Raw genomic sequence first — 20,096 nt, 5'->3', positions numbered from 1 at the left:
AGGGCTCGCATCTTCTTAGAGCTTTTCCAGCTCTAATGTCTATGCGCTATCCCATATTTGGGCCTCAGGGGCATTTGGGCAAAATGCCCTATCGTGCGATTTGAAACTTGATCCCGATCAAGTTCACGCGAGCCATAATGCTGCTCTGCACCATCCGCTGAAGCGGGGCCTGGCCGGCTAACGCGAGGCCCGCGCCATGAGCGGGCAGCTTTCGAGGATGGTGTCGGGGCGGGCGCCTTCGATGGCGACGCAGGGTCTGGAGGGATCGATCGCAAGCGCGTAGCGATCGAGGAGCGCGGTGCGGTCCGGCTCGCCGCGCATGTGCAATTCGCGGACACCACCGGGCAAGGGAGCCTTCATCCCGGCGCGGATACGCTGGTCAAAGATGCCGCCGGGGACGATGGGCACACCGATATCGGCGAGCAGATAGAAGCGCGACTGTGGTGGAAGCTGGGGCGCGATATAGGCGAGCGGCTTGCCGAGGATAAAGTAGGTCGCTGGCTGACGGAGTTCGTCCGCGATCTTGGGCCGGTAGGTGTCGGACCAGGGGCGGTGCCACCAGTCCGCCGGCTGCGACCACAGGGCGATCGCAACGGCGACCGTCATCATCAGCGCGTTCAGCGGAACGGAGGACGTCGCAGGCAATGTCGGCCTTGCGCCTGCAGCGAGGCGCGCGAGCAGCAGGACGATCATCGGGCCGCACAATAATTCCAGAACCACCGCGTAGCGCTGGATCGAGAACAGGCCGAGCCATGCCAGATAGGAGACCGCAAAGAGCACCACGAACTGTATGTCACGTCGTGTGAAGATCGCGCTGCTTCGCGCCATGCGCGCAAGCAAGCCGAGCACGAGTAGCACCATCACGATCGCGAAACGCGCGTCGCGGAATGGATGTTCCGCGCCCCTGTGGTCTCCCACCAGCCAGTAGAAGGGGTAGGCGAGCGCATCGGGCACGCTGTGGGGCATGAACTGCGCGTCCATCAGGTTGATGGACGCCACTTCCCTGGACTGGAACACCGCATTGAACAGCGGGAAAATCGGATTGCCGGTGTCGCGCCAGGCGATCAGGCACCATTCGCCGCCCGTCAGCGCCGCGCCGGCGATCCCGCCCAGTCCAAGAAGAACAGTGGCCTTGAGCGGACGCGTGGCGGCCAGCATCGCAGCCGCTGCACCCACGGCGTAGACGACATTGGTTAGCTTCAATCCAACCGCGGCGCCAATCAACAGCCCGGCCAGCAGGTGGTTGGCTGTGGGCGATCGGTCTGCGGCCAGGATCAGCAGGAAACCGCCGATCACAGGCAATGCAAGCAGCACGTCGGAAAAGCTGGTGCCCACCTCCGAGAGCGTCATCGGACCGAAGGCCGCGATCACGACCGCCGCCGCGGTCGCCGCGATGGTTGCGGCCTGGCGCAGGACCATGCGTGCGAACAGGCAGATGAGCGCGAGGTTGAGACCGTGAATCGCGCCCATGATCATCAGCCCATAGGGCGATGGCAGAAAGTGGCGGAGATAATAGACCGGAAAATAGACGATCGGATTGAAGTAGGTCTGAAAGCCCGGCGGAACCGCATCCAGGTGATAACGGCCGTTGAGCACGGCCCAGACATTGTATTCGTGGTAGTTCTGCCAATCCCAGTTGACGTCCTCGCCGCTCGCGAACGTGTAGAGCGCGCCTGCCAACATCGAGCAGARGACGATGGCGACGGATGCGAGCGTCTTTCCGCGCAGGGCCGCCATCCATGATCGCCGGAATCCTCCGGCCGCGGCCGCGGAAGCCGCGTCGGACAGGTCAGCGGCTGTTGTCGCGCGTTGTTGCATCACGGCGCCAGGTGAGGGGCGGCGCCGCCACTTAAGATTGCAGAATTTAATAATGGATAAACGGTGGCCGCGTCGACCCGCTCAGGTCGTGCGGAACCGCAGCACGCCGTCGGCGGTTTCGGCCGTCAGCCGGCCCTCGACCAGCATGTAGTTGACGTGGGCGATCAGCTCGCCGGAGGCGAAGCCCATCTGGTGCACGTCGAGGGGATATTTGTTGAACACCACCGGCACCAGCTCGCGCGAGGTCTGCGGCACCTCGCGGCAGGCATCCGCGATCAGGCGGCAGCGGTCCTCGTGATGGTCGGCGAGCTGCTTGATGCGGGTCTTCAAGCCGTAGAACGGCACGCCGTGGCCGGGCAGCACCAGGAGGTCATAGGGCAGCGTGGTGGTGAGGCTTGCGAGCGAGGCCAGATATTCGCCGAGCGAGTTCTGGTCGGGCTCGACCGCCCAGACGCTGACATTGGGCGAGATCTTGCTCAGCACCTGGTCGGCGGAGAGGAACAGCTTGTCGTCGGCGCAATACAGCATCACCTGGTCGAGCGCGTGGCCGCCGCCGGTGATCACCTTGAAGCGGCGCGGGCCGATCACGACCTCGTCGCCATGCGAGATGCGGCGATAGGACGGCGGCAGCACCGAGACGCGCTTGAGATAATCCTGGCCGCGGCCGAGCAGCTTGTCGGTCAGGTCTTCGTCCATGCCGTGGCGGCGGAAGAACAGCCGCTGCGCCTCGCGCCGTTCCTCGGTGCCGCGGTTCTGGTGATAGACCGATTGCAGATATTCGACCTGCGACATCAGAAGCGGGCAGTTGAAGCGCTCGACGATCCAGCCCGCGAGCCCGACATGGTCGGGATGGGAATGGGTGACGATCAGGCGGGTGATGTGGACGCCTTGCAGCGGGCCGTCGAACAGCTTGGTCCAGGCTTCGATCGTCTCCTCATTGCCGAAGCCGGCATCGACCATCGCATAGCCGTCGCCGTCGGCGAGCAGGTAGATGTTCACATGGTTGAGGCGAAACGGCAGCTTCAGCCGTACCCACAACACGCCCGGCCGCACTTCCACGACCTCTTCGGGGCCGGGATGCTGTTCCCAGGGGTAGCGCAAAGCCTCGGCGGAGGACTGCGGGGTGTCGGTCTTCGAATGCATACTACCGGCTTAAACCCAGAGGCCGCGCGGCGCCAGCCAAAAAAGGGCGCGGGTACGGCTCGCATAGCGGTCATTCCGGGGCGTTTTTCCGTGGCCCGGACGAGCCGAAACGCTGTCATTCCGGGGCGCGCGCCAGCGCGAACCCGGAATCCCGAGATCGTGGTGCGAGATTCCGGGTTCGGCGCTATGTGCCGCCCCGGAATGACAATCAGGCCGCCCGCATGTTGTTGAGGAAGGCGTCGATCTCTCCGCGCAGCATGTCGGCCTCGCGGCGGAGCGCGTCCGAGGCACCCAGCACTTCGCTCGCCGCGGCGCCGGCTTCGGCGGAGGCGGTGGAGACGCCGACGATGTTGCTGGAGACCTCGCTGGTGCCGCCGGCCGCATGCTGGATGTTGCGGGCGATCTCGCGGGTCGCCGCACCCTGTTGCTCGACCGCGGCGGCAATCGTCGTCGTGACGTCGTTGATCTCGCCGATGATCCGGCCGATGCCCTGGATGGCGCCGACCGCCGAGGTCGTGACTTGCTGCATGCTGACGATCTGGGTGCGGATCTCTTCCGTGGCCTTCGCGGTCTGGCTCGCGAGGCTCTTCACCTCGGAGGCGACCACCGCGAAGCCGCGGCCGGCCTCGCCTGCGCGCGCGGCCTCGATGGTGGCATTGAGCGCCAGCAGATTGGTCTGCGACGCGATGGTCTGGATCAGATCGACCACGACGCTGATGCGGCTCGCGCTGTCGGCGAGGCTCTGCACCGTCGCATCGGTCGCGCCGGCTTCGTCGACCGCCTTTTTGGCGATCCCGGCCGAGGTGACCACCTGGCGGCTGATCTCGGCAATCGAGGACGACAGCTGCTCGGTGCCTGATGACACGGTCTGCACGTTGACCGAGGTTTCCTCGGCGGCGGAGGCGACCGCGTTGACCAGCGCGTTGGACTGGTCGGCGGTGTTCGACATGCTCTGCGCGGTCGACTGCATCGAGTTGGCCGACTGCGCGAGATTGTCGAGCGCGGAACGCACCGTGCTCTCGAACTCGGCGATCTTCGCCTCCATGCGCGCGGCGCGCTCGGCCTTGGCGACACGGTCCCTGTCCTGTTCGTCCGCCAGCGCCCGGGCCTCGATCATGCTGTCGCGGAACACGGTCAGCGTGTCGGTCATCGCGCCGATCTCGTCATGATGCCGCGAGCGCGCGATCTCGGTGTCGAGATCGCCGGCCGAGAGCAGCTGCATGGCGCGCTGGAGCCCGCCGATCCGGCGCAGGATGTTGCGGCCGACATAGAGCCAGACGAACAGCGCCGAGCCGACCAGCGTCAGCGCACCCAGCGCCAGCATGCTCGAGGTGGCCAGCGAAATCTCCTGGCGGGCCTGGAAGGTCGACGCGTTGGTCTCCTTCTGGACGCCGTCGACGAGCTGCTGCACGCTGATGCCGAGGCCGACATTGAGCTTGCGCGTCTCGTCCAGGATGGTCTGGCCGTAGTCGATGGCGTCGAGCTCCTTCTGGCGGATCTTGAATACGCCGGTCTTGCCCTCGCCGAAGGCGAACAGCTTTTGCACGGCGTCGCGCATCGCCTGCATCGAGGGCACGTTCGGGAGGTCCTCGAGGTTCGACTTGACGCGGTCGCGGGTCGCCTTGAACTCCTTCTCGATCGCCTCGAGCGTGTCGCTGTTGCTGGCCGAGAGCGCCGCCATCATGTCGGCGGCCATCAGATTGCCATTGGCGGAGACGGTCGAGATCTGGGCGACGGTGCGGGCGGCTTCGGTGGCGTCGTCCGCGGAGACGTCCGCCGCACCGAGGATCGCGTTCAGCCGTGTCTGTGCATCCAGCATCGCGGGACCGGCCGCGCCGACGAAGGCGAGCTGCGCCTTGCGCAGCGCTTCATACTGCTTGTCGTGCAGCACGCCGGTTTCCAGCCGTTCGCGCGCGGCCGACACCAGGCTCTGCGTCGCCTCGTCGATGCTCTTGGCGGTGTCGCGGAGCGCGGTCGCGATCTGCTTGTCGGCGCCGAGCTCGATGATCTCGCCGAGCTTGGCCATGGCGAGCTGCTGGATTTCCTGCACCTTCTTGGTCCGCTCGCTCAGCGCTTCGTCGGAGGGCGATGCCAACAGGCCCGGGCCTTGCGCCGCGAGCGTTGCGCTTTGCGAGGCGAGCTGAAGGCTCGCGGAGAGGCGCGGAATGTCGCGGCCGCTCAGATCCATCATGGTGCTGCCGAGATGCTTGAACACGAAGCCGGCGCCCGCCGAGATCACGAGGCCCATGCCCGCGATCACCGCGAAGGCCGCGAACAGGCTGCCGCGCACGCCCCATTTCGGCAACGAGAAACGAGGCCTGAAGCGGCCCAGGGCGTGACCAAGGCTCAGACGGATCGCCATCGAAATTCCCCCAGATATTCTTGCTTATGTTTTGCGGGCCGCAGTATCAGCGGCGCCGGTTAAAAAATCGCATTTGGTGCAATCGGTTGCGCTTGTTCCGCAGAGCGAAAAAAGAAAGGGCCGGCAGAGTTGCCGGCCCTTCGTCGCAAGAGAGGTCTTGGTTACCGATCAGTAGCGCGCGGCCACCGGGCCGGCCCAGTTGAAGCGGTAGTTGACGCCCGCCTTGATGGTGTGGTCGTCGGTGGTGAAGTTGCCGGTGCCCGCCAGCGGGCCTCCGGTGAAGTGCGCGTCGCCGAAATTGTAGTACTGATACTCGGCCTTGGCCGACCAGTTCGGCGCGAACATGTATTCGAGGCCGGCGCCGACGGTGTAGCCGTTGCGGTGGTCGCCATCGATCACGAAGGCGGTCGGCACGCCACCAACCGTCACCTTCTCGTTGTTGTCGGAGAAGGCGTAGCCGCCCTTCACGTAGAGCAGCCCAGGACCCCAGGTGTAGCCGACGCGGCCGGTGATCGAGCCGAGGCCGCGCTGGTCGTTGGTGTAGGCGACGCCGCCGGGGAACACCGCGCCGACGTTGCCGGAGAGCCAGGAATACTGGCCTTCGACGCCGACCACGAAGTTCGGGTTGAGCTGCCAGTCCGCACCGACCTGCAAGCCGCCGAGGAAGCGGCCGTTGCCGTTGTTGCCGGTGGAGAGGCCGTTGAAATTGTTGTCGCTGGAGAACGCGCCGCCGACATGGGCGCCGAGATAGAACCCGGTCCAGTTGTAGATCGGTGCGGCATAGGCCGGCGCGGCCTTGTTGTAATAGGGGCGGGCGCCGAGATCGGCGCCGACGGCCGGCGCGGCCGCGCCCGCCACGAGCAGCGCCACGGTCGCAAACAGAAACTTCTTCATCGTCTTGAACTCCAACACTTTGGTCCCCGGCAGGCGCGCTTTCCGCGCCGTCGTTGGTTTTGCAGATAGCTAGCTTTTGACGAAAATGCTGTCACATGCATGGCACAACGGCACCCAACCTAACTTATTGGGCTGCAATTGGTTTTCGTGCTTAATGCCGGCTTAAGAAATGCTGAAGGAAGGCTTAACCTTGCAGCCCGCGGGTAACCTGCGTGCGCCTTCCGTTAACCAAGTCGCCGCCGCGCCTCGTCGCGCATCTGCTCGCGGAACGCCGCGCGCTTGGCCGGCCGGTCTTCCTCGCGCACGTCGTGGCGATCGAAGATGTCGAAGTTCTCCAGGATCGGATAGCGCTCGCTCGCCATCGCCAGCACGCGCAGCACCTTGGTCGCAGCCAGGGTCGGGCCGCGCACCTCCCAGCGCCGGATGGTGTCGGCGCCGCCCTTCTCAGGCAATCCGCACAGCTTCGCCATGTCGGCTGCCGACAGCTTCCTGTCGAGGGCAGCGGAGAGGTCGTCGCGGAGTTGCTTCAGTTCGGGGCCGGTCATGTTGCTCGCGTCCAGGGGAGTCGCCGAAGGCAATGCACTAGCGCTGATTCGGGTCCAACCGAAGCCTCGCGCACAGCGATCGGCGGTCGCGGCCTTCAAGGAACTGATGCATTCGGTCGCGACCGTGAAGGAGCGCCACAACCGCAAGGCCTGCCGCCCGCGGCGGCGCTGATCAGGCCGTGCGACCGCGCACCGGCACCTTCGCGCGCGCACGGAGTTATGAACGGGAGTCCTATGGACATTTCCCGATCAATGAACAGTTGGCACAACGGGGTCCACGGCGACGAAGGGATCAGCCATGACAAGCATCAAACTCGCGATTGCCGCACTCATCACTGTCGGGCTGGCTACGGCCCCCGCCGCTGTCGAGGCGAAGAAGCACAGGTCCGCCAGACACTACAGCACGGGTGTCGTGGCCCCGACCTATGGCAGCGCCGGAGGGCCGCTGGCAACGCAACCCACGACCTACGGCAGCTCCGGACAGACCGTCGGCACGGTCACCGCACCCTCGATCGGTACGTACAATTGGCCGTCGGTGGGCGTGACCAACGCAGTCCCGACCTGGCGCAACACCACCAGGTAGGGAGCACGTCTGCGAGGCGCATGCGGGTGCCGGTCAGTGCGTGCCGGTCGCGAGGCCGGAAAGAAGATAGAGCGCGACCAGCAACGTTGCGACCGACAGCATCGTCGTGACCGAGACCGTGGCCGCGACCAGTTTCTCCTCGACCTTGTATTCGTGCGCCAGCACGTACACGGTTTTCGCCGTCGGCACGGCCGCGCATACGACGGCCGCGACGGTGTAGAGGGCATTGAGACCGGTGATTACGCAAAGTCCGTAGACGATCAGCGGCATCACCACCAGCTTCACGGCTGAGAGTGCGAACGATGCCTTCAGGTTCGATCGCAGGCCCTCAACCGACAGCCCGAGCCCGATGGCAAACAGCGCGCAGGGCGTGAGCGCGGCTGCGATCATGTTCAGATAGGCCGCGACCGGCGCCGGAATCGGCAAGCCCGTGATCGCCCATGTCAGACCAATGAGGGTCGACAGGACCATCGGATTGAGCAGGATCTGCTTCGCGAGGCCGGCGGAATGCACAGGCCCGTGCGCGTCCCTTTCCAGCAGGATCACCGTGATCGGAAACATCACGGCGGCCACGAACACCGTCGCCACCGCGGCGGGCAGGACGGCGGGCTGGCCGTAGATCGCGTGCAGGATCGGGAGCGCGACGAACCCGGTATTGGTCATCGCCGCCGCCATGCCATGGATCGTGCTGCTGGCGAGATCGCGCTTGCCGCCGGTGCGGACCGCCAGGAAGACCAGCGCGAAGCAGAGCAGGGAGCCGCCGCCGAAAGCGAGCAGGAAGCGCCATTCCAGCAGATTGCGCGCCGGCTCCTGCGCGATGGTGACGACCAGCAGCGCCGGCATCGCCACGTTGTAGGCGAAATGGACCAGCGCGTCCGCCAGCGAGCGCGAGAGATAGCCGAGAGCACCGGCCAGCCAGCCGGTGACGATGATCGCGAATACGGGAAGAACGAGGCTGGCGACCTCCATCCGGCTTTCCCCCTAACGAGCAACTGCACGCCATCCTACCTTGGCGATGCATGCTCGTCACGGTTCAACCGGATCGCGCCGCCCCGATCAGGCGGCCTGTGACCTCAGGCGCCCCTGCCGGTCTGTTGACCAAACACGCAGCGCCATCCCGCCAGGCGCTCGGCCGGATGCTGGTTCATCCATTCGGCGAGCTGCGGCGCGCCCATCAGGCAGGACTGCATCGACACGCTGGCAAAGTCCGACGTGGTGACGATCTGCTCGTGACAATTCCCCGGAGAGGAGAGGCTGCAGAGCACAGCGATGATCTTGATCACGACAGGTTTTCCACGCTGCTGCCGGCTGCACGACTGATCGTTGCCTTGTCCTGCTGCTCGCCGGCCGGGTCAGCCGACGGGAAGATGCTGTCGTAGATCGCGCGGGCCTCCTGGATGAGGCGCAATCGTTCGCGCTCGGATCTCGAGACAAACTGAATAACCTGTCCCATGCTCGCTCCAATAGATCGCTGATCCATCATCAGATGATGAAAATCATTCAATTGCGATATGGGGTGAAGGCCCAAGGCTTGCAGCCGTGCGGGCGGTCACAAGGGATAAAAAGCCCGTGACCGTATCGTTACGGGAGCGGAACGGGATACCGAAGCAAATCTCCGCTCTTATGTCGCCGGCGTGAGCTGCTTGCGTCCCATTCGTCGCGGCATCGTGAGGAGTATTGGGACCCACTGCATGACCGGTTGCGGCACATTTTCGCGTGCATCGAGTTGTAAGGTTACTCAGTGCAYGAGCGGTTCGACGATCGAGCGGCTGATGCGACTGAGGGGCCACCCCCCGAAAGGATCAGCCATGACAAGAACGAGACGCTCCATTGCTGCACTCATCGCTGTCGGATTTGCGGCAGCGCCATTCGCTGCAAGCGCGCAGACGTCTACGGCGGGCACCCAAGGCAACACGAGCGGGAGCTCTGGAGCGCCAGCAACGCAAGGCACGACTTTTGGAAGCTCCGGACAGACTGTCGGGACCGTTACGGCGCCGTCGGTCGGAACGTCCAACCAGCCCTCGGTCGGCGTGACCAACTCAGTCCCCACCTGGAACAACACCAATCCTCGGGCCAAGTAGCAGCCGAGATCGGCTCCCTCACGCCGCCGGCGCGCGCTCTTTCCGTCCCGGCACCGCGGCCAGCAGCTCGCGCGTATAGGCGTGCTCGGGCGCGGCGAACAGCTGCGCGGTCGGCTTCAGCTCGACGATGGCGCCGCGCTGCATCACCGCGATGCGGTCACAGATTTGCGCCGCGACCCGCAGATCGTGGGTGATGAACAGCATCGACAGGCCAAGGCGCGTCTTGAGGTCTTCGAGCAGCCTCAAGACCTGCGCCTGCACGGAGACGTCGAGCGCGGAGACCGCCTCGTCGGCGACGATGATCTCGGGCTCGAGCGCGAGCGCGCGCGCGATGCCGACGCGCTGGCGCTGGCCGCCGGAGAATTCGTGCGGATAGCGGTCGAGCGCTCCGGCATCGAGGCCGACCATTTTCAGCAGATCGCGGGCGCGATCGAACGCCACCTTCGGATCGGTGCCGGCCGCGATCGGGCCGTCGGCGATGATGTGGCCGATCTTGCGGCGCGGATTGAGCGAGGCGAACGGATCCTGAAAGATCATCTGGATGCGATGGCGCTCGGCGCGCAGCGCCTTGCCTGTGAGCGAGGTGAGATCGGTCTCCCCGATCCGCACCGTGCCGCGGTCGGCTTCGATCAGCCGCATCACGAGGCGCGCCACAGACGACTTGCCGGAGCCGGATTCGCCGACGAGGCCGAGCGTCTCGCCCTTCAGGATGTTGAAGTTGACCGCACGCGCGGCATCGACGCGGCGGTCCTCGCGAAACCAGCCGCCCGAGGTGACGTAGGTCTTGTACAGCCCGATCACCTCGACGGCCTTGGCTTGATCGTCGAGCGGCTCGCGTGCCGGCGGGTCCATGGTCGGCACCGCGGCGAGCAGCGCCTTGGTGTAGTCGTGCTGCGGCTGGTTGAAGACGGAGCTGGCGGGGCCTTCCTCCACCACCTTGCCATGCCTGAGCACCACGACCTGGTCGGCGATATCGGCGACCACGCCGAAATCATGGGTGATGAACATCACCGCCATGTTGCGGTTGCGCTGGAGGTTGCGGATCAGCTTGAGGATCTGCGCCTGCGTGGTGACGTCGAGCGCGGTGGTCGGCTCGTCCGCCACCAGCACCRCCGGCTCGAGCGCGAGCGCCATCGCGATCATCGCGCGCTGGCGCTGGCCGCCGGAGAGCTGGTGCGGATAGGCCCGCACGATGCGCTCGGGGTCGGGCAGGCCGACCTCGCGCGCCAGCGACAGCGCCTTGGCGCGACGCTCCTTTGGCGTGAGCAGGCCGTGCGCCTCGAACATCTCCGCCATCTGGTCGCCGATCCGCATCAAGGGATTGAGCGCGGTCATCGGCTCCTGAAAGATCATCGCGAGCCGGCGGCCGCGCAAATCGCGCCAGCCGTCATCGTCGAGCTTGAGCAGGTCGCGGCCCTCGAACATGATCTCGCCGGACGTGACGTCGACCGTATCAGGCAAGAGGCCCATCAGTGCGTGCGCGCACATCGATTTGCCGGAACCGGATTCGCCGACGACGCAGACGATCTTGCCGGCCCTCAGGTCCAGCGAGATGCCGTCGACGGCGAACGGCCGCTCGGCGCTCTTGGGCAGCGCGATCCGCAGGTTCTTGATGGAGACGGTGGCCGGGGCGGTCATGGTCAGCGCCCCTCGCGCGACAGGCGCGGATTGAGCGCGTCGTTGAGGCCTTCGCCGATCAGGTTCAGGCCGAGCACCGAGATCAAGATGGCGACGCCGGGGAATACGGTGATCCACCAGGCCTGGCGGATCACGGTGCGGCCGGCCCCGACCATATAGCCCCACGAGATCAGATTGGGATCGCCGAGGCCGAGGAACGCCAGCGAGGACTCCAGCAGGATCGCGGTTGCGACCATCAGCGAGGCCAGCACGATCACCGGCGACAGCGCGTTCGGCAAAATCTCGCGCAGGATGATCCAGCTATTGCTCTGGCCCGTGACCACGGCCGCCTGGACGTATTCCCGCGTGCGCAGCGACAGCACCTCGCCGCGGACGAGGCGTGCGACCGGCGGCCAGCTCACCACCGCGATCGAGGCGACGATCGAATAGATCGAGGGTTGCAGGATCGCGACCAGCACGATCGCGAGCGCGAAGCTCGGAATGGTCTGGAAGAATTCGGTGAAGCGCATCAAGGCGTCGTCGACCCTGCCGCCGAAATAGCCGGCCATGGCGCCGATCGGCACGCCGACGATCAGCGCGACCAGCGTKGAGACAAGGCCGACCAGCAGCGACACGCGCGCGCCAAAAATCATGCCGGCGAACACGTCGCGGCCGAGCGCGTCGGTGCCGAGCGGCACGGTCGAGAGCGTGAAGGGCGGCAGGAACGGCCGCTGCACCATGCGCCAGGGCGAGTTCGGGAACAGCATCGGTCCGAACACCGCGACCGCGATCGCGACCAGGAGGATGATGAGCCCGATGACGCCGCTCGGGCTCTTCAGCATCGATTTCCAGAACTGTTTCATGTGGCGTATTCGATGCGCGGGTCGACCAGGCGGTAGACCAGGTCGGTGATGAGGTTGAAGATCAGGACCATGGCCGAGCAGATCACGAAGACGCCGAGCAGCAGATTGTAGTCCCGCTGCAACAGCGCGTCGTACATCAGACGCCCGATGCCGGGCCAAGCGAACACGGTCTCGGTGATGACGGCGCCGCCGATCAGCGTGCCGGAATGCACGCCGGCGAGCGTCACCACCGGCAGCAGCGCGTTGCGCAGCACGTGGCGGCGCTGGATCACCGCGTCGGACAGGCCTTTCGCGCGCGCCGTCTTGACGAAGTCGAGGCGCTTCACCTCGAGCATCGAGGCCCGCGTCATGCGGGTATAGGTCGCCATGAAGAACAGGCCGAGCGTCATCGCCGGCATGATCAGGTGCTTTGCGACGTCGACCACATGGGCAGGGCCGGTCAAATTGGCGCCGACCGTCTCGTAGCCGAAGCTCGGCAGCCAATCCATGGTGACCGAGAACAGCAAAATGCCCATCAGCGCCACCCAGAAGATCGGCATGGCGTAGAAGATCAGCGCGAAGACGGTGATGGCGGTGTCGAGGAAGGTTCCGGCAAAGCGCGCGGCGAAGCTGCCGAAGAGGACGCCGAGCATCAGCGAGATCGCGAACGCCGTCAGCGTCAGCAACAGCGTCGCCGGCAGCCGCTCGCCGATCAGCTTCGACACCGGCGCCTGCTGGCGGAAGGAGAAGCCGAGGTCGAGGGTGACGACGCCCTTGACGTAGATGAAGAGCTGCTCGGGCAGCGGCTTGTCGAGGCCGAACTTTTCCCGCAGCTGCTGGACGAAGATCTGATCGCTGGCGCCGGCCTCGCCCGCCATCACGACCGCGGGGTCGCCGGGGGCAAGCCGGATCAGGAAGAAATTGAGGACGACGATCGCGAGCAGAACGATCACGCCCTTCACGACACGCTGAGCGACGAAGGAGAGCATTTAGGGAGTCATATCTTGTAGCGTGACCTGGAGCCACATGGGCAGTGCGCTCCCTCGCCCCGCTCTTGCGGGGAGAGGGTTGGGGTGAGGGGCCTCTCTCCACGGGTGAGAATTCTGATGGACCTGTACCCCCTCACCCGCCGCGCTCTGCGAGCGCGTTGACCTCTCCCCGCAAGCGGGGAGAGGTGAAGTCAGGAGCGCCATCACTTGTCGAGCCATGCGTCCTTGAAGCCGTCATTGACCCCGATCCCCGTGGTGATCAGGTTCTTGACCTTGCAGCGCATGATGGTCGGGAATTGCAGCTCGAGCATCCAGGCCACCGGCACGTCCTCGACCAGGATCTTCTGCGCCTTCTCGTAGATCTCCTTGCGCTTGGAGTCGGGCGTGGCGACCGCGCCGTCGGCGAACAGCTTGTCGATCTCCGGGTTGGAATAGCCCTCGACGTTGTTGAACACCTGGCCCTTGGCGATGGCGCTGGAGACGTAGTTGCGGCCGACGCCGAGCGCGGGATCGCCATACTGATAGAGATAGGTGAAGGCGATGTCGTAATCCCAGTCGCCGATCTTCTGGTTGCCGCCGGCAACATCGGTGGCGATCGTCTCGATGTTCATGCCGACGTCCTGGAGGTTCTGCTTCACGGCTTCGCCCCAGCGCTGCCAGGTCTCGCCATAGGCGAGCGGCAGCATGCGGATCTTCTCGCCCTTGTAGCCGGCTTCCTTCAACAGCGCCTTGGCCTTGGCCGGATCATAGGGATATTTCGGCACGTCGGAGGTGTAGTACTTGATGGTCGAGGCGGACGGGCCGGTCGCGACCTTGCCGAGCCCGTTCCAGATCACGTCCTTGGCGAAGTCGCGGTCGATCGCAAACATGATGGCCTGCCGCACGCGCTTGTCGGCGAGCGGACCCTGGCGGTTGTTCAGCCACAGCCAGGCCAGCGGCGAGAAGAACTCCCAGCCGGCGCCGGTGACGCAGGTGTCCTTCAGCTTGGACAGCCGCGGCACGTCGAAATTCTCCACCGAGCCGCCGGGCAGCACGTCGACCTTGCCGGTCTCGTACGCCACCGAGCGCGCCGCGGCGTCGGGGATGATCTGCCAGTAGATCTCGTMGAGATAGGGCTTGCCCTTCTCGTAATAGTTCGGGTTCTTGACCAGGCGGATGAACGAGCCCTTCTGCCATTCCTTGAACATGAAGGGGCCGGTGCCGATCGGCGCGTTGTTGTAGGGGTTGGTCTTCCAGTCGGTGCCTTCATAGAGATGCTTCGGCACCATCGGCATCGAGCCGACCTCGAAGATGCCGAGGAACGGGCCGAACGGCTGCTTCAGCGTGAACACCACCGTGTAGTCGTCGGGCGCCTCGACCTTGTCGACCTGCACGAGGTTGTTGCGGGCGCGCGCATGGGTCTGCTTCAGCATCTCGATCGAGAACAGCACGTCGGCGGCGGTGAAGGGTTTGCCGTCATGCCAGGTCACGCCCTTCCTGAGCTTGAAGGTGTAGGTCTTGGCGTCTTCGCTGACGCTCCAGCTCTCGGCGAGCTCCGGCAGCGGCTCGAGCTTGGGGCTGTAGCGCAGCAGGCCCTCGAAGATGTTGCCGGACACCATCTGGACCGGCCCGTTCTGGACCATGGCAAGCATCAGGCCGGGTGGCTCGGGCTGGATCACGGCATTGATCACGCCCCCCGTTTTCGGCTCTTGCGCCAGCGCCGAGGCCGTGAGGCCGCAAGCCAGGAGGACACCAAGCAACACTCGTTTTGGCATGTCGTATCTTTCTCAAGCGAGACCAGCCGTAAACGCTTCGCACGTCGTGGCGCGCGAAGCTACGGCCGACCCATCCCAGTCCCCATCCGGCATCGAGGCTCACACAGTCTCATTCGGCGCCGCAAGATGAAAGTCTCGACAGTGTTCGCACAAAAAATGTACAGCGCGTCCTGTTTTCACTTGATTCATTGTCCTGTCACGGAGACAAGTCGGCCATGGACAATGCCACACGCTCCGAACGATCCCGCAACGCCGCGCTCGAGGCGGCGACCAGGATCATTGCGCGCGACGGGCCCGGCCGGCTGACGCTTGACGCCATCGCGCGCGAGAGCGGTCTCAGCAAGGGCGGAGTCATGCATCAGTTCCGCACCAAGGAAGCCGTGCTCAAGGCGCTGCTGGAGCGGCAGATGGAGCATTTCGAGGAATTCTCGACCCGTTATATGGCGAAGGTGAGCGCGACCTCGGCCAATCCCAATCTGGCGACGCAGCTTGCCACCGTGCGGGAAGCGGCCACGTCGCCGAATTCCGCGGCGCTGGCGCTGGTCGCGGCCATGGTCGAGAATCCCGGCCTGATGTCGCTGCCGCGCGACCGCGAGATGAAGCGGGTGGAGGCCATCAAGGCGGAGGCCGCGGATCCCGATCTCGCGCTGTTGCGCTGGGCAGCGGCGCGGGGATTGTTGTTGAGCTCGCTGTTCGGCATGTCGCCACTGAGCAAGGACGAGCACCAGCGGCTGTTCGCGCGCCTGCTCGATGACGACCAATGGCGGCCGCTCGAAAAGCCGGCCAAGGCCCGCGCCGTAAAGGCCGGCGACACCTCCGCGGCAAAGGCCGGAACGGCGCGCAAGCGCGCCTGATTCATCGTTAACGAATTCCAACCGTCGCTGCCCAAAGCCGCGCCTGCGGCCAAATGTGTCAGGCGGTCATTTCGGTACTTTACAAACCAACTGGTCGGTTTTATAACTGGAAACACTGAGGCGGCCCAAGGCGTCTGACATGGCCCCGGACGATGCCTTGGGCCGGCGATGGTGAGCGCCGCAGCCGCGTCTGGTCCCGCACGCGGCTGCGGTCGCCATGTTCTTCTTCTTCCCGAAAATGGCCTTGCGCCAAGCCGCAAGAGGAGTGTTGGAATGGATCGCTCGATCGCCCTGCGCGGTCTGGGAACGATGGTGCTTTGCGCGGGCGTGGCCGGCTGCGCCTCGGTTGCACCCGTGCCCTATTCCGAGATGGCATCCTCGGCCTACATGGCGCCGGACAGGTCCGATGCCTCCGGCCGCGTGCCCTACCGCTACTCCACGCCGGTCGACTGGCGCGCATATAATAAGGTGATCCTCGAACCTGTCGTGGTCTATCGCGGCCGGGATCACCAGTTCGCCGACATGTCCGACAAGGACAAGGCGACGCTCGCCGCCACCATGCAGACCCGCTTCGCCGAACGTCTGCGCAGCCGCTTCATGCTGGTGCGCGAGCGCGGGCCGAATACGCTGCGGATCAGGCTGACGCTGACCGGCGCCGTCGCCAACACGCCGGTGCTCGGCACGCTCTCCCGCTTCGACGTCGCCGGCGCCGTCTATAACGGCGTGCAGGCCGCGCGCGACGGCGAGGGCACCATGACCGGTTCGGTCATCTATGGCGTCGAGATCTTCGACGCCGCGACCGCGCGCCTGCTCTCTGCCTACGTCACCAAGCAATACCCGGGCGCCTACGACATCAAGGCCAGCGTCGGCGCGCTCGCGGCCGCCAATGCCGGCGTCGACAAGGGCGCCGAGGCGCTGATGGCGCAACTGAACTGACGTCACACCCCATCCAACGAAAGGTGCTGCTGATGAACATCTTCCTTCGCTTCGTGCTGCGCATCGCGATCACCATCGTGATGATGGCCTTCGGCGGCCGCGCCGGCGCTGCCACCCCCGCGGATCCCAGCGGCACCTGGCTCGTCGAGGACGGCCGCGCGCGCATCCGTCTGGAGCGCTGCGGACCATCGCGCGATCGCATCTGCGGCTTCATCGTCTGGATGAAGGAGCCGGCCGACAAGCGCGGCCAGCCCCATCGCGACCAGGAAAATCCCGATCCCGACAAGCGCGCCCGCGCGCTGCTCGGCCACCAGCTCATCATGGGCTTGCAGGCGACGGCGGAGGGCCGGTTCGCCGGCGACATCTACAATGCCGAGGACGGCAAATCCTATTCGGTCTCGCTATGGCGCGAATCCGCCGACCGCCTCAAGCTCAAGGGCTGCCTGATCAAGCTGCTGTGCCAGACCCAGACCTGGCAGCAGACCCTCGACGTCCAGCCCGGCCAGCTCGTCGGCCTCACCGGCGATCTCAACGGTCCCCGCGCCGACAAGGAATGGGCCCAGGTGCCGGCGCCGAAGCTGACACAAGTGAAGGGGAAGTAGCCTCTTCACCTCGCCCCGCTTGCGGGGAGAGCGAGCTCTATMTCAACCCCGCCCGCCGGAATCCCTCCAGATAATGCTCGCGGTCGGCGTCGCTCGCCCATGGCAGTTGCGTAGCGATCCAGTGCAGCGAGATGCCGGGCTGGGTGCGGCGCAGCTCCTGCAACGCCGTCTCGGCGAGCGCCCGGTCACCGGTCATGCCGGCCGAGACCGCGAGCACGCGATAGGCGCCGGTGAGATCGCCGCGGTGGCGGATCGCCTCGCGCGCCAGCGCGATCGCCTCGTCATAATGCCGCTCGGTGAAGCGCGCATAGCCGGCGATGCCGTGATAGATCGCCAGCGACGGATCGCGCGGTGAGAGCCGGATCGCCCTTTGCGCCGCCTCGAACGAGTCCTTCGACCGTCCGGCATAGGACAGCGCCAGCGCGTAATAGCCCTGCGCCAGCGAGAAGTTCGGATTGAGCGTGAGCGCCTGCTCGAACTCCGAGAGCGCGTCTGCAAGCCGCCGCGTCGAGAAGCAGACGCTGCCGAGCGCGGCATGCGCCCAGGCGTCCTCATGGTCGCAGCGCACCGCGGCGAGCGCGGCGGCTTCCGCCACCGGCGCCGCCGTGGCGAGGTCGGCCCAGCCGAGATGCACGCCGAACATGTGGCTCGCCGCCAGCACCGACAGCGCCTGGCCGTAGCCGGGATCGATCGCGATGGCGCGTTCGAGCAGGGTCTGAGCGGCGAGATGGTCCTGCCGCGTCACGCGCCAATAGTGCGAGAGCGCGCGCATCACCAGATCCCAGGCGTCCAGGCTCGCAGGCGGCTTGCGGCGGCTGCGAAAATTCTCCGCCGCATGGATCTGCGGCTCGATCGCCGCGACGATCGCGTTGGTGATCTCGTCCTGCACGGCGAAGACGTCGCCGAGCTCGCGGTCGTAGCGTTCGGCCCAGAGATGGCTGCCGGAGGTGGCATCGTTGAGCTGCGCGGTGATGCGCACGCGGTTGTCCGCCTTGCGCACGCTGCCCTCGACGATGTAGCGGACGCCGAGCTCCTCGGCGATCTGCCTGATGTGGACCGAGCGCCCCTTGTAGGTGAAGGACGAGTTGCGGGCGATCACCATGAACCAGCGCTGCTTCGACAGCGCGGTCAGGATGTCCTCGCTGATGCCGTCTCCGAAATATTCTTGTGCGGGATCGCCGCTCATGTTCTCGAAGGCGAGCACCGCGATCCCAGGACGGTCGGTCACGAGGCGCGCGGGGGCGGGCCTGGCCGCGGCCGGCGCGGGCGAGCCTGCCACTYCTTCCCTGACGTCGCCGACGAAGCGAAAGCCCTTGCGCGGGATCGTCCTGATCAGCCGCTGGGTCGCGCCGTCGTCGCCGAGCGCCTTGCGCGCGGCGTTGATCCGGCTGTTCAGCGCGGAGTCCGAGACGATGCGGTCGCTCCAGATCTGGCTGATCAGGTCATCCTTGCTGACCACTCGGGCGCGCTGCGCGACCAGATAGAGCAGCAGATCGAACACCTGCGGCTGCAACGGCACGGCCGTCCCGCCGCAGGTGAGCTCCCGCAGGTCGCCGTCGAGCACGTTGTTTTCAAAGCGAAATCGCACGTTTCTGTCGTCTCAAGCAAAAATCAAAGTCGTCTCAGGCGAAAATCAACCCTCCGCGAAAGTCCTGGGTCCTCCCGTGCGGCATGGTGCACCTACCATTGAAGTGCCGGCGTTTTGGCACAACGGAGCTTTCTATGACCCAAATTGATCAACAGGTGCATTCCATCGGCCCCGAGGTTACGGGCTCGCGCATTTTCAAGTTCATCGCCTTTCTGTACGGAATTGCGGCATATCTCGTGTTTTTCGTCACCATCCTCTACGCCATCGGTTTCATCATGGGGCTGGTGGTGCCGAAGACCATCGACACCGGAACCGACACGCCGACGGCCGAGGCCGTCATCATCAATCTGCTCCTGATGGCGCTGTTCGMCATTCAGCACAGCGTGATGGCGCGCCAGCAATTCAAGGCGTGGTGGACGCAGTTCGTCCCCAAGCCGGTGGAGCGCAGCACCTATGTGCTGTTCGCGAGCCTGTCGCTCCTTCTGCTGTTCTGGCAGTGGCGTCCGCTGCCTTCGGTCATATGGAACGTCGCGAACCCGGATCTCGCTGTGACGATCGTCACGCTGGCGCTGGCAGGCTGGGCGCTCGTGTTCACCTCGACCTTCATCATCAACCATTTCGAGCTGTTCGGATTGCATCAGGTGACCAATCATCTCGTCGGCAAGGAGCCGGCGCCGCCGCGGTTCAAGACGCCGCTGCTCTACAAATTCGTCCGCCATCCGATCTATCTCGGTTTCATCATTGCGTTCTGGGCGGCGCCGACCATGACTGCGGGCCATCTGCTGTTTGCGGCCGTGACCACGATCTACATCTTCGTCGGCATTGCGCTGGAGGAGCGCGACCTCATCGATCTCTTCGGCGACGAGTACCGGCAGTACAAACAACGGGTGTCGATGCTTATTCCCTGGCGCCGGTCAGTGTAATCCTTGCGTCTTTCCGCGCGCGTCCGCCGAAAGGAGGACGCGCCGCGGCGGCGACGCGCGTAGCACAGCCGGCGCGGGAACTCTTCACGAGTCCTGTCCTTGACGTCCCCGGGGGTGACTCCCCCTCACTCCGACCCTCTCCCCGCGTCCACCTTTTCGGCGGACGAAAGCGGGGAGAGGGAGACGACTTCCAGCCTTCATCAACGGAGAAGACCAAATGAAACATTTCGGAAACTGCTTCTGCGGCGCCGTCACTGTCGAGGTCACGGGCGCGCCGGAGGCGATGGGCTATTGCCATTGCCGCTCCTGCCGCTCCTGGTCGGGCGGACCGGTGAACGCCTTCAGCCTGTGGAAGCCCGAAGCCGTGCGCATCACCGAAGGCGGCCAGCACGTCGAGACCTTCGCCAAGACGCCGCTCAGCCAGCGCAAGTTCTGCAAGAAGTGCGGCGGCCATCTCATGACCAACCACCCGCCGCTTGGCCTGATCGACGTCTTCACCGCCACCATTCCCACGCTCGCTTTCGAGCCCGGCGTCCACGTCAACTATTCCGAGACGGTGCTGCCG

At 65.3% G+C, this 20,096-nt stretch carries 20 protein-coding genes; 7 read left to right on the top strand and 13 right to left on the bottom strand.

What is annotated here, in order from left to right:
- Positions 1 to 177: 177 nt before the first annotated feature.
- The 5 genes from ACXJL8_RS09955 to ACXJL8_RS09935 form a co-directional block, all read right to left on the bottom strand.
- Entirely contained in the window at positions 178 to 1,737 is a 1,560-nt protein-coding gene (locus ACXJL8_RS09955; RefSeq protein ID WP_456684941.1) for a glycosyltransferase 87 family protein, read from the bottom strand.
- A gap of 162 nt (positions 1,738 to 1,899) precedes the next feature.
- On the bottom strand, positions 1,900 to 2,961 hold the full coding sequence (locus tag ACXJL8_RS09950) for an MBL fold metallo-hydrolase (RefSeq protein WP_456622519.1): 1,062 nt from the start codon (positions 2,959 to 2,961) through the stop codon (positions 1,900 to 1,902).
- A gap of 208 nt (positions 2,962 to 3,169) precedes the next feature.
- Positions 3,170 to 5,323, bottom strand: coding sequence for a methyl-accepting chemotaxis protein (locus ACXJL8_RS09945; RefSeq protein WP_456622518.1), 2,154 nt, complete (start codon positions 5,321 to 5,323; stop codon positions 3,170 to 3,172).
- Positions 5,324 to 5,491: 168 nt separating this feature from the next.
- On the bottom strand, positions 5,492 to 6,217 hold the full coding sequence (locus ACXJL8_RS09940; RefSeq protein ID WP_456622517.1) for an outer membrane protein: 726 nt from the start codon (positions 6,215 to 6,217) through the stop codon (positions 5,492 to 5,494).
- Positions 6,218 to 6,441: 224 nt separating this feature from the next.
- A complete protein-coding gene (locus ACXJL8_RS09935; protein WP_456622516.1) occupies positions 6,442 to 6,762 on the bottom strand; it encodes a hypothetical protein in 321 nt (106 codons plus the stop codon).
- A gap of 298 nt (positions 6,763 to 7,060) precedes the next feature.
- On the opposite strand from ACXJL8_RS09935, the gene ACXJL8_RS09930 reads away from it, so the two are divergent.
- A complete protein-coding gene (locus tag ACXJL8_RS09930; protein WP_456622515.1) occupies positions 7,061 to 7,345 on the top strand; it encodes a hypothetical protein in 285 nt (94 codons plus the stop codon).
- Positions 7,346 to 7,378: 33 nt separating this feature from the next.
- On the opposite strand, the gene ACXJL8_RS09925 is transcribed toward ACXJL8_RS09930, so the two are convergent.
- From ACXJL8_RS09925 to ACXJL8_RS09915, 3 genes are all read right to left on the bottom strand, one after another.
- The gene (locus tag ACXJL8_RS09925; protein ID WP_456622514.1) at positions 7,379 to 8,314 is read right to left on the bottom strand and encodes an AEC family transporter; all 936 of its coding nucleotides are present in this window, start codon (positions 8,312 to 8,314) and stop codon (positions 7,379 to 7,381) included.
- A gap of 104 nt (positions 8,315 to 8,418) precedes the next feature.
- Positions 8,419 to 8,628, bottom strand: a complete 210-nt coding sequence (locus tag ACXJL8_RS09920) for a hypothetical protein (protein ID WP_456622513.1) — start codon at positions 8,626 to 8,628, stop codon at positions 8,419 to 8,421.
- Positions 8,625 to 8,849: a hypothetical protein gene (locus ACXJL8_RS09915; RefSeq protein ID WP_456622569.1), complete on the bottom strand. Its 225-nt coding sequence runs from the start codon at positions 8,847 to 8,849 to the stop codon at positions 8,625 to 8,627. The genes ACXJL8_RS09920 and ACXJL8_RS09915 overlap by 4 nt, the downstream gene beginning before the upstream one ends.
- Positions 8,850 to 9,153: 304 nt before the next feature.
- Here ACXJL8_RS09915 and ACXJL8_RS09910 point away from each other — a divergent pair, with 304 nt between their 5' ends.
- Positions 9,154 to 9,426 (top strand): hypothetical protein, encoded by a 273-nt coding sequence (locus tag ACXJL8_RS09910; RefSeq protein WP_456622512.1) that lies wholly within the window; start codon positions 9,154 to 9,156, stop codon positions 9,424 to 9,426.
- 18 nt (positions 9,427 to 9,444) lie between these two features.
- On the opposite strand, the gene ACXJL8_RS09905 is transcribed toward ACXJL8_RS09910, so the two are convergent.
- The 4 genes from ACXJL8_RS09905 to ACXJL8_RS09890 all read right to left on the bottom strand — a co-directional run bounded on the left by ACXJL8_RS09905 (position 9,445) and on the right by ACXJL8_RS09890 (position 14,628).
- Positions 9,445 to 11,064 carry an ABC transporter ATP-binding protein gene (locus tag ACXJL8_RS09905; RefSeq protein ID WP_456684940.1) on the bottom strand — a complete coding sequence of 540 codons (1,620 nt, stop codon included), beginning with the start codon at positions 11,062 to 11,064 and terminating at the stop codon, positions 9,445 to 9,447.
- A gap of 2 nt (positions 11,065 to 11,066) precedes the next feature.
- Entirely contained in the window at positions 11,067 to 11,906 is an 840-nt protein-coding gene (locus ACXJL8_RS09900) for an ABC transporter permease (protein WP_456622510.1), read from the bottom strand.
- The gene (locus ACXJL8_RS09895) at positions 11,903 to 12,874 is read right to left on the bottom strand and encodes an ABC transporter permease (RefSeq protein WP_456622509.1); all 972 of its coding nucleotides are present in this window, start codon (positions 12,872 to 12,874) and stop codon (positions 11,903 to 11,905) included. Before ACXJL8_RS09895 ends, ACXJL8_RS09900 begins: the two co-directional genes overlap by 4 nt.
- A 203-nt stretch (positions 12,875 to 13,077) precedes the next feature.
- Positions 13,078 to 14,628, bottom strand: coding sequence for an ABC transporter substrate-binding protein (locus tag ACXJL8_RS09890; RefSeq protein WP_456684939.1), 1,551 nt, complete (start codon positions 14,626 to 14,628; stop codon positions 13,078 to 13,080).
- A gap of 215 nt (positions 14,629 to 14,843) precedes the next feature.
- Here ACXJL8_RS09890 and ACXJL8_RS09885 point away from each other — a divergent pair, with 215 nt between their 5' ends.
- The 3 genes from ACXJL8_RS09885 (at position 14,844) to ACXJL8_RS09875 (ending at position 17,020) form a co-directional block, all read left to right on the top strand.
- Positions 14,844 to 15,482 (top strand): TetR/AcrR family transcriptional regulator, encoded by a 639-nt coding sequence (locus ACXJL8_RS09885; RefSeq protein ID WP_456622507.1) that lies wholly within the window; start codon positions 14,844 to 14,846, stop codon positions 15,480 to 15,482.
- A 273-nt stretch (positions 15,483 to 15,755) separates the two neighbouring features.
- A complete protein-coding gene (locus tag ACXJL8_RS09880) occupies positions 15,756 to 16,418 on the top strand; it encodes a DUF3313 domain-containing protein (protein ID WP_456622506.1) in 663 nt (220 codons plus the stop codon).
- 32 nt (positions 16,419 to 16,450) lie between these two features.
- Complete coding sequence (locus ACXJL8_RS09875; protein ID WP_456622505.1) at positions 16,451 to 17,020, top strand: DUF2147 domain-containing protein; 570 nt, start codon at positions 16,451 to 16,453, stop codon at positions 17,018 to 17,020.
- Positions 17,021 to 17,057: 37 nt separating this feature from the next.
- Here the strand turns inward: ACXJL8_RS09875 and ACXJL8_RS09870 are convergent, their stop codons facing one another.
- Positions 17,058 to 18,608, bottom strand: a complete 1,551-nt coding sequence (locus ACXJL8_RS09870; RefSeq protein ID WP_456684938.1) for a winged helix-turn-helix domain-containing protein — start codon at positions 18,606 to 18,608, stop codon at positions 17,058 to 17,060.
- 134 nt (positions 18,609 to 18,742) lie between these two features.
- Between ACXJL8_RS09870 and mddA the strand changes: the two genes are divergently transcribed.
- Together mddA and ACXJL8_RS09860 are read left to right on the top strand one after the other, a co-directional pair.
- Positions 18,743 to 19,531 (top strand): methanethiol S-methyltransferase, encoded by a 789-nt coding sequence (gene mddA, locus ACXJL8_RS09865; protein ID WP_456684937.1) that lies wholly within the window; start codon positions 18,743 to 18,745, stop codon positions 19,529 to 19,531.
- 217 nt (positions 19,532 to 19,748) lie between these two features.
- On the top strand, positions 19,749 to 20,096 hold a 348-nt coding region (locus ACXJL8_RS09860), incomplete at its 3' end, for a GFA family protein (protein ID WP_456684936.1).

This window comes from Bradyrhizobium sp. P5_C11_2, from assembly GCF_054049755.1.
This window is presented reverse-complemented; position numbering and strand designations above follow the sequence as displayed.

Excerpts from the sequence above, each read along its gene's own strand:
- ACXJL8_RS09950 (WP_456622519.1), bottom strand. The coding sequence starts at position 2,961 with ATGCATTCGAAGACCGACACCCCGCAGTCCTCCGCCGAGGCTTTGCGC.
- ACXJL8_RS09945 (WP_456622518.1), bottom strand. The coding sequence starts at position 5,323 with ATGGCGATCCGTCTGAGCCTTGGTCACGCCCTGGGCCGCTTCAGGCCT.
- ACXJL8_RS09940 (WP_456622517.1), bottom strand. The coding sequence starts at position 6,217 with ATGAAGAAGTTTCTGTTTGCGACCGTGGCGCTGCTCGTGGCGGGCGCG.
- ACXJL8_RS09935 (WP_456622516.1), bottom strand. The coding sequence starts at position 6,762 with ATGACCGGCCCCGAACTGAAGCAACTCCGCGACGACCTCTCCGCTGCC.
- ACXJL8_RS09930 (WP_456622515.1), top strand. The coding sequence starts at position 7,061 with ATGACAAGCATCAAACTCGCGATTGCCGCACTCATCACTGTCGGGCTG.
- ACXJL8_RS09925 (WP_456622514.1), bottom strand. The coding sequence starts at position 8,314 with ATGGAGGTCGCCAGCCTCGTTCTTCCCGTATTCGCGATCATCGTCACC.
- ACXJL8_RS09910 (WP_456622512.1), top strand. The coding sequence starts at position 9,154 with ATGACAAGAACGAGACGCTCCATTGCTGCACTCATCGCTGTCGGATTT.
- ACXJL8_RS09895 (WP_456622509.1), bottom strand. The coding sequence starts at position 12,874 with ATGCTCTCCTTCGTCGCTCAGCGTGTCGTGAAGGGCGTGATCGTTCTG.
- ACXJL8_RS09885 (WP_456622507.1), top strand. The coding sequence starts at position 14,844 with ATGGACAATGCCACACGCTCCGAACGATCCCGCAACGCCGCGCTCGAG.
- ACXJL8_RS09880 (WP_456622506.1), top strand. The coding sequence starts at position 15,756 with ATGGATCGCTCGATCGCCCTGCGCGGTCTGGGAACGATGGTGCTTTGC.
- ACXJL8_RS09875 (WP_456622505.1), top strand. The coding sequence starts at position 16,451 with ATGAACATCTTCCTTCGCTTCGTGCTGCGCATCGCGATCACCATCGTG.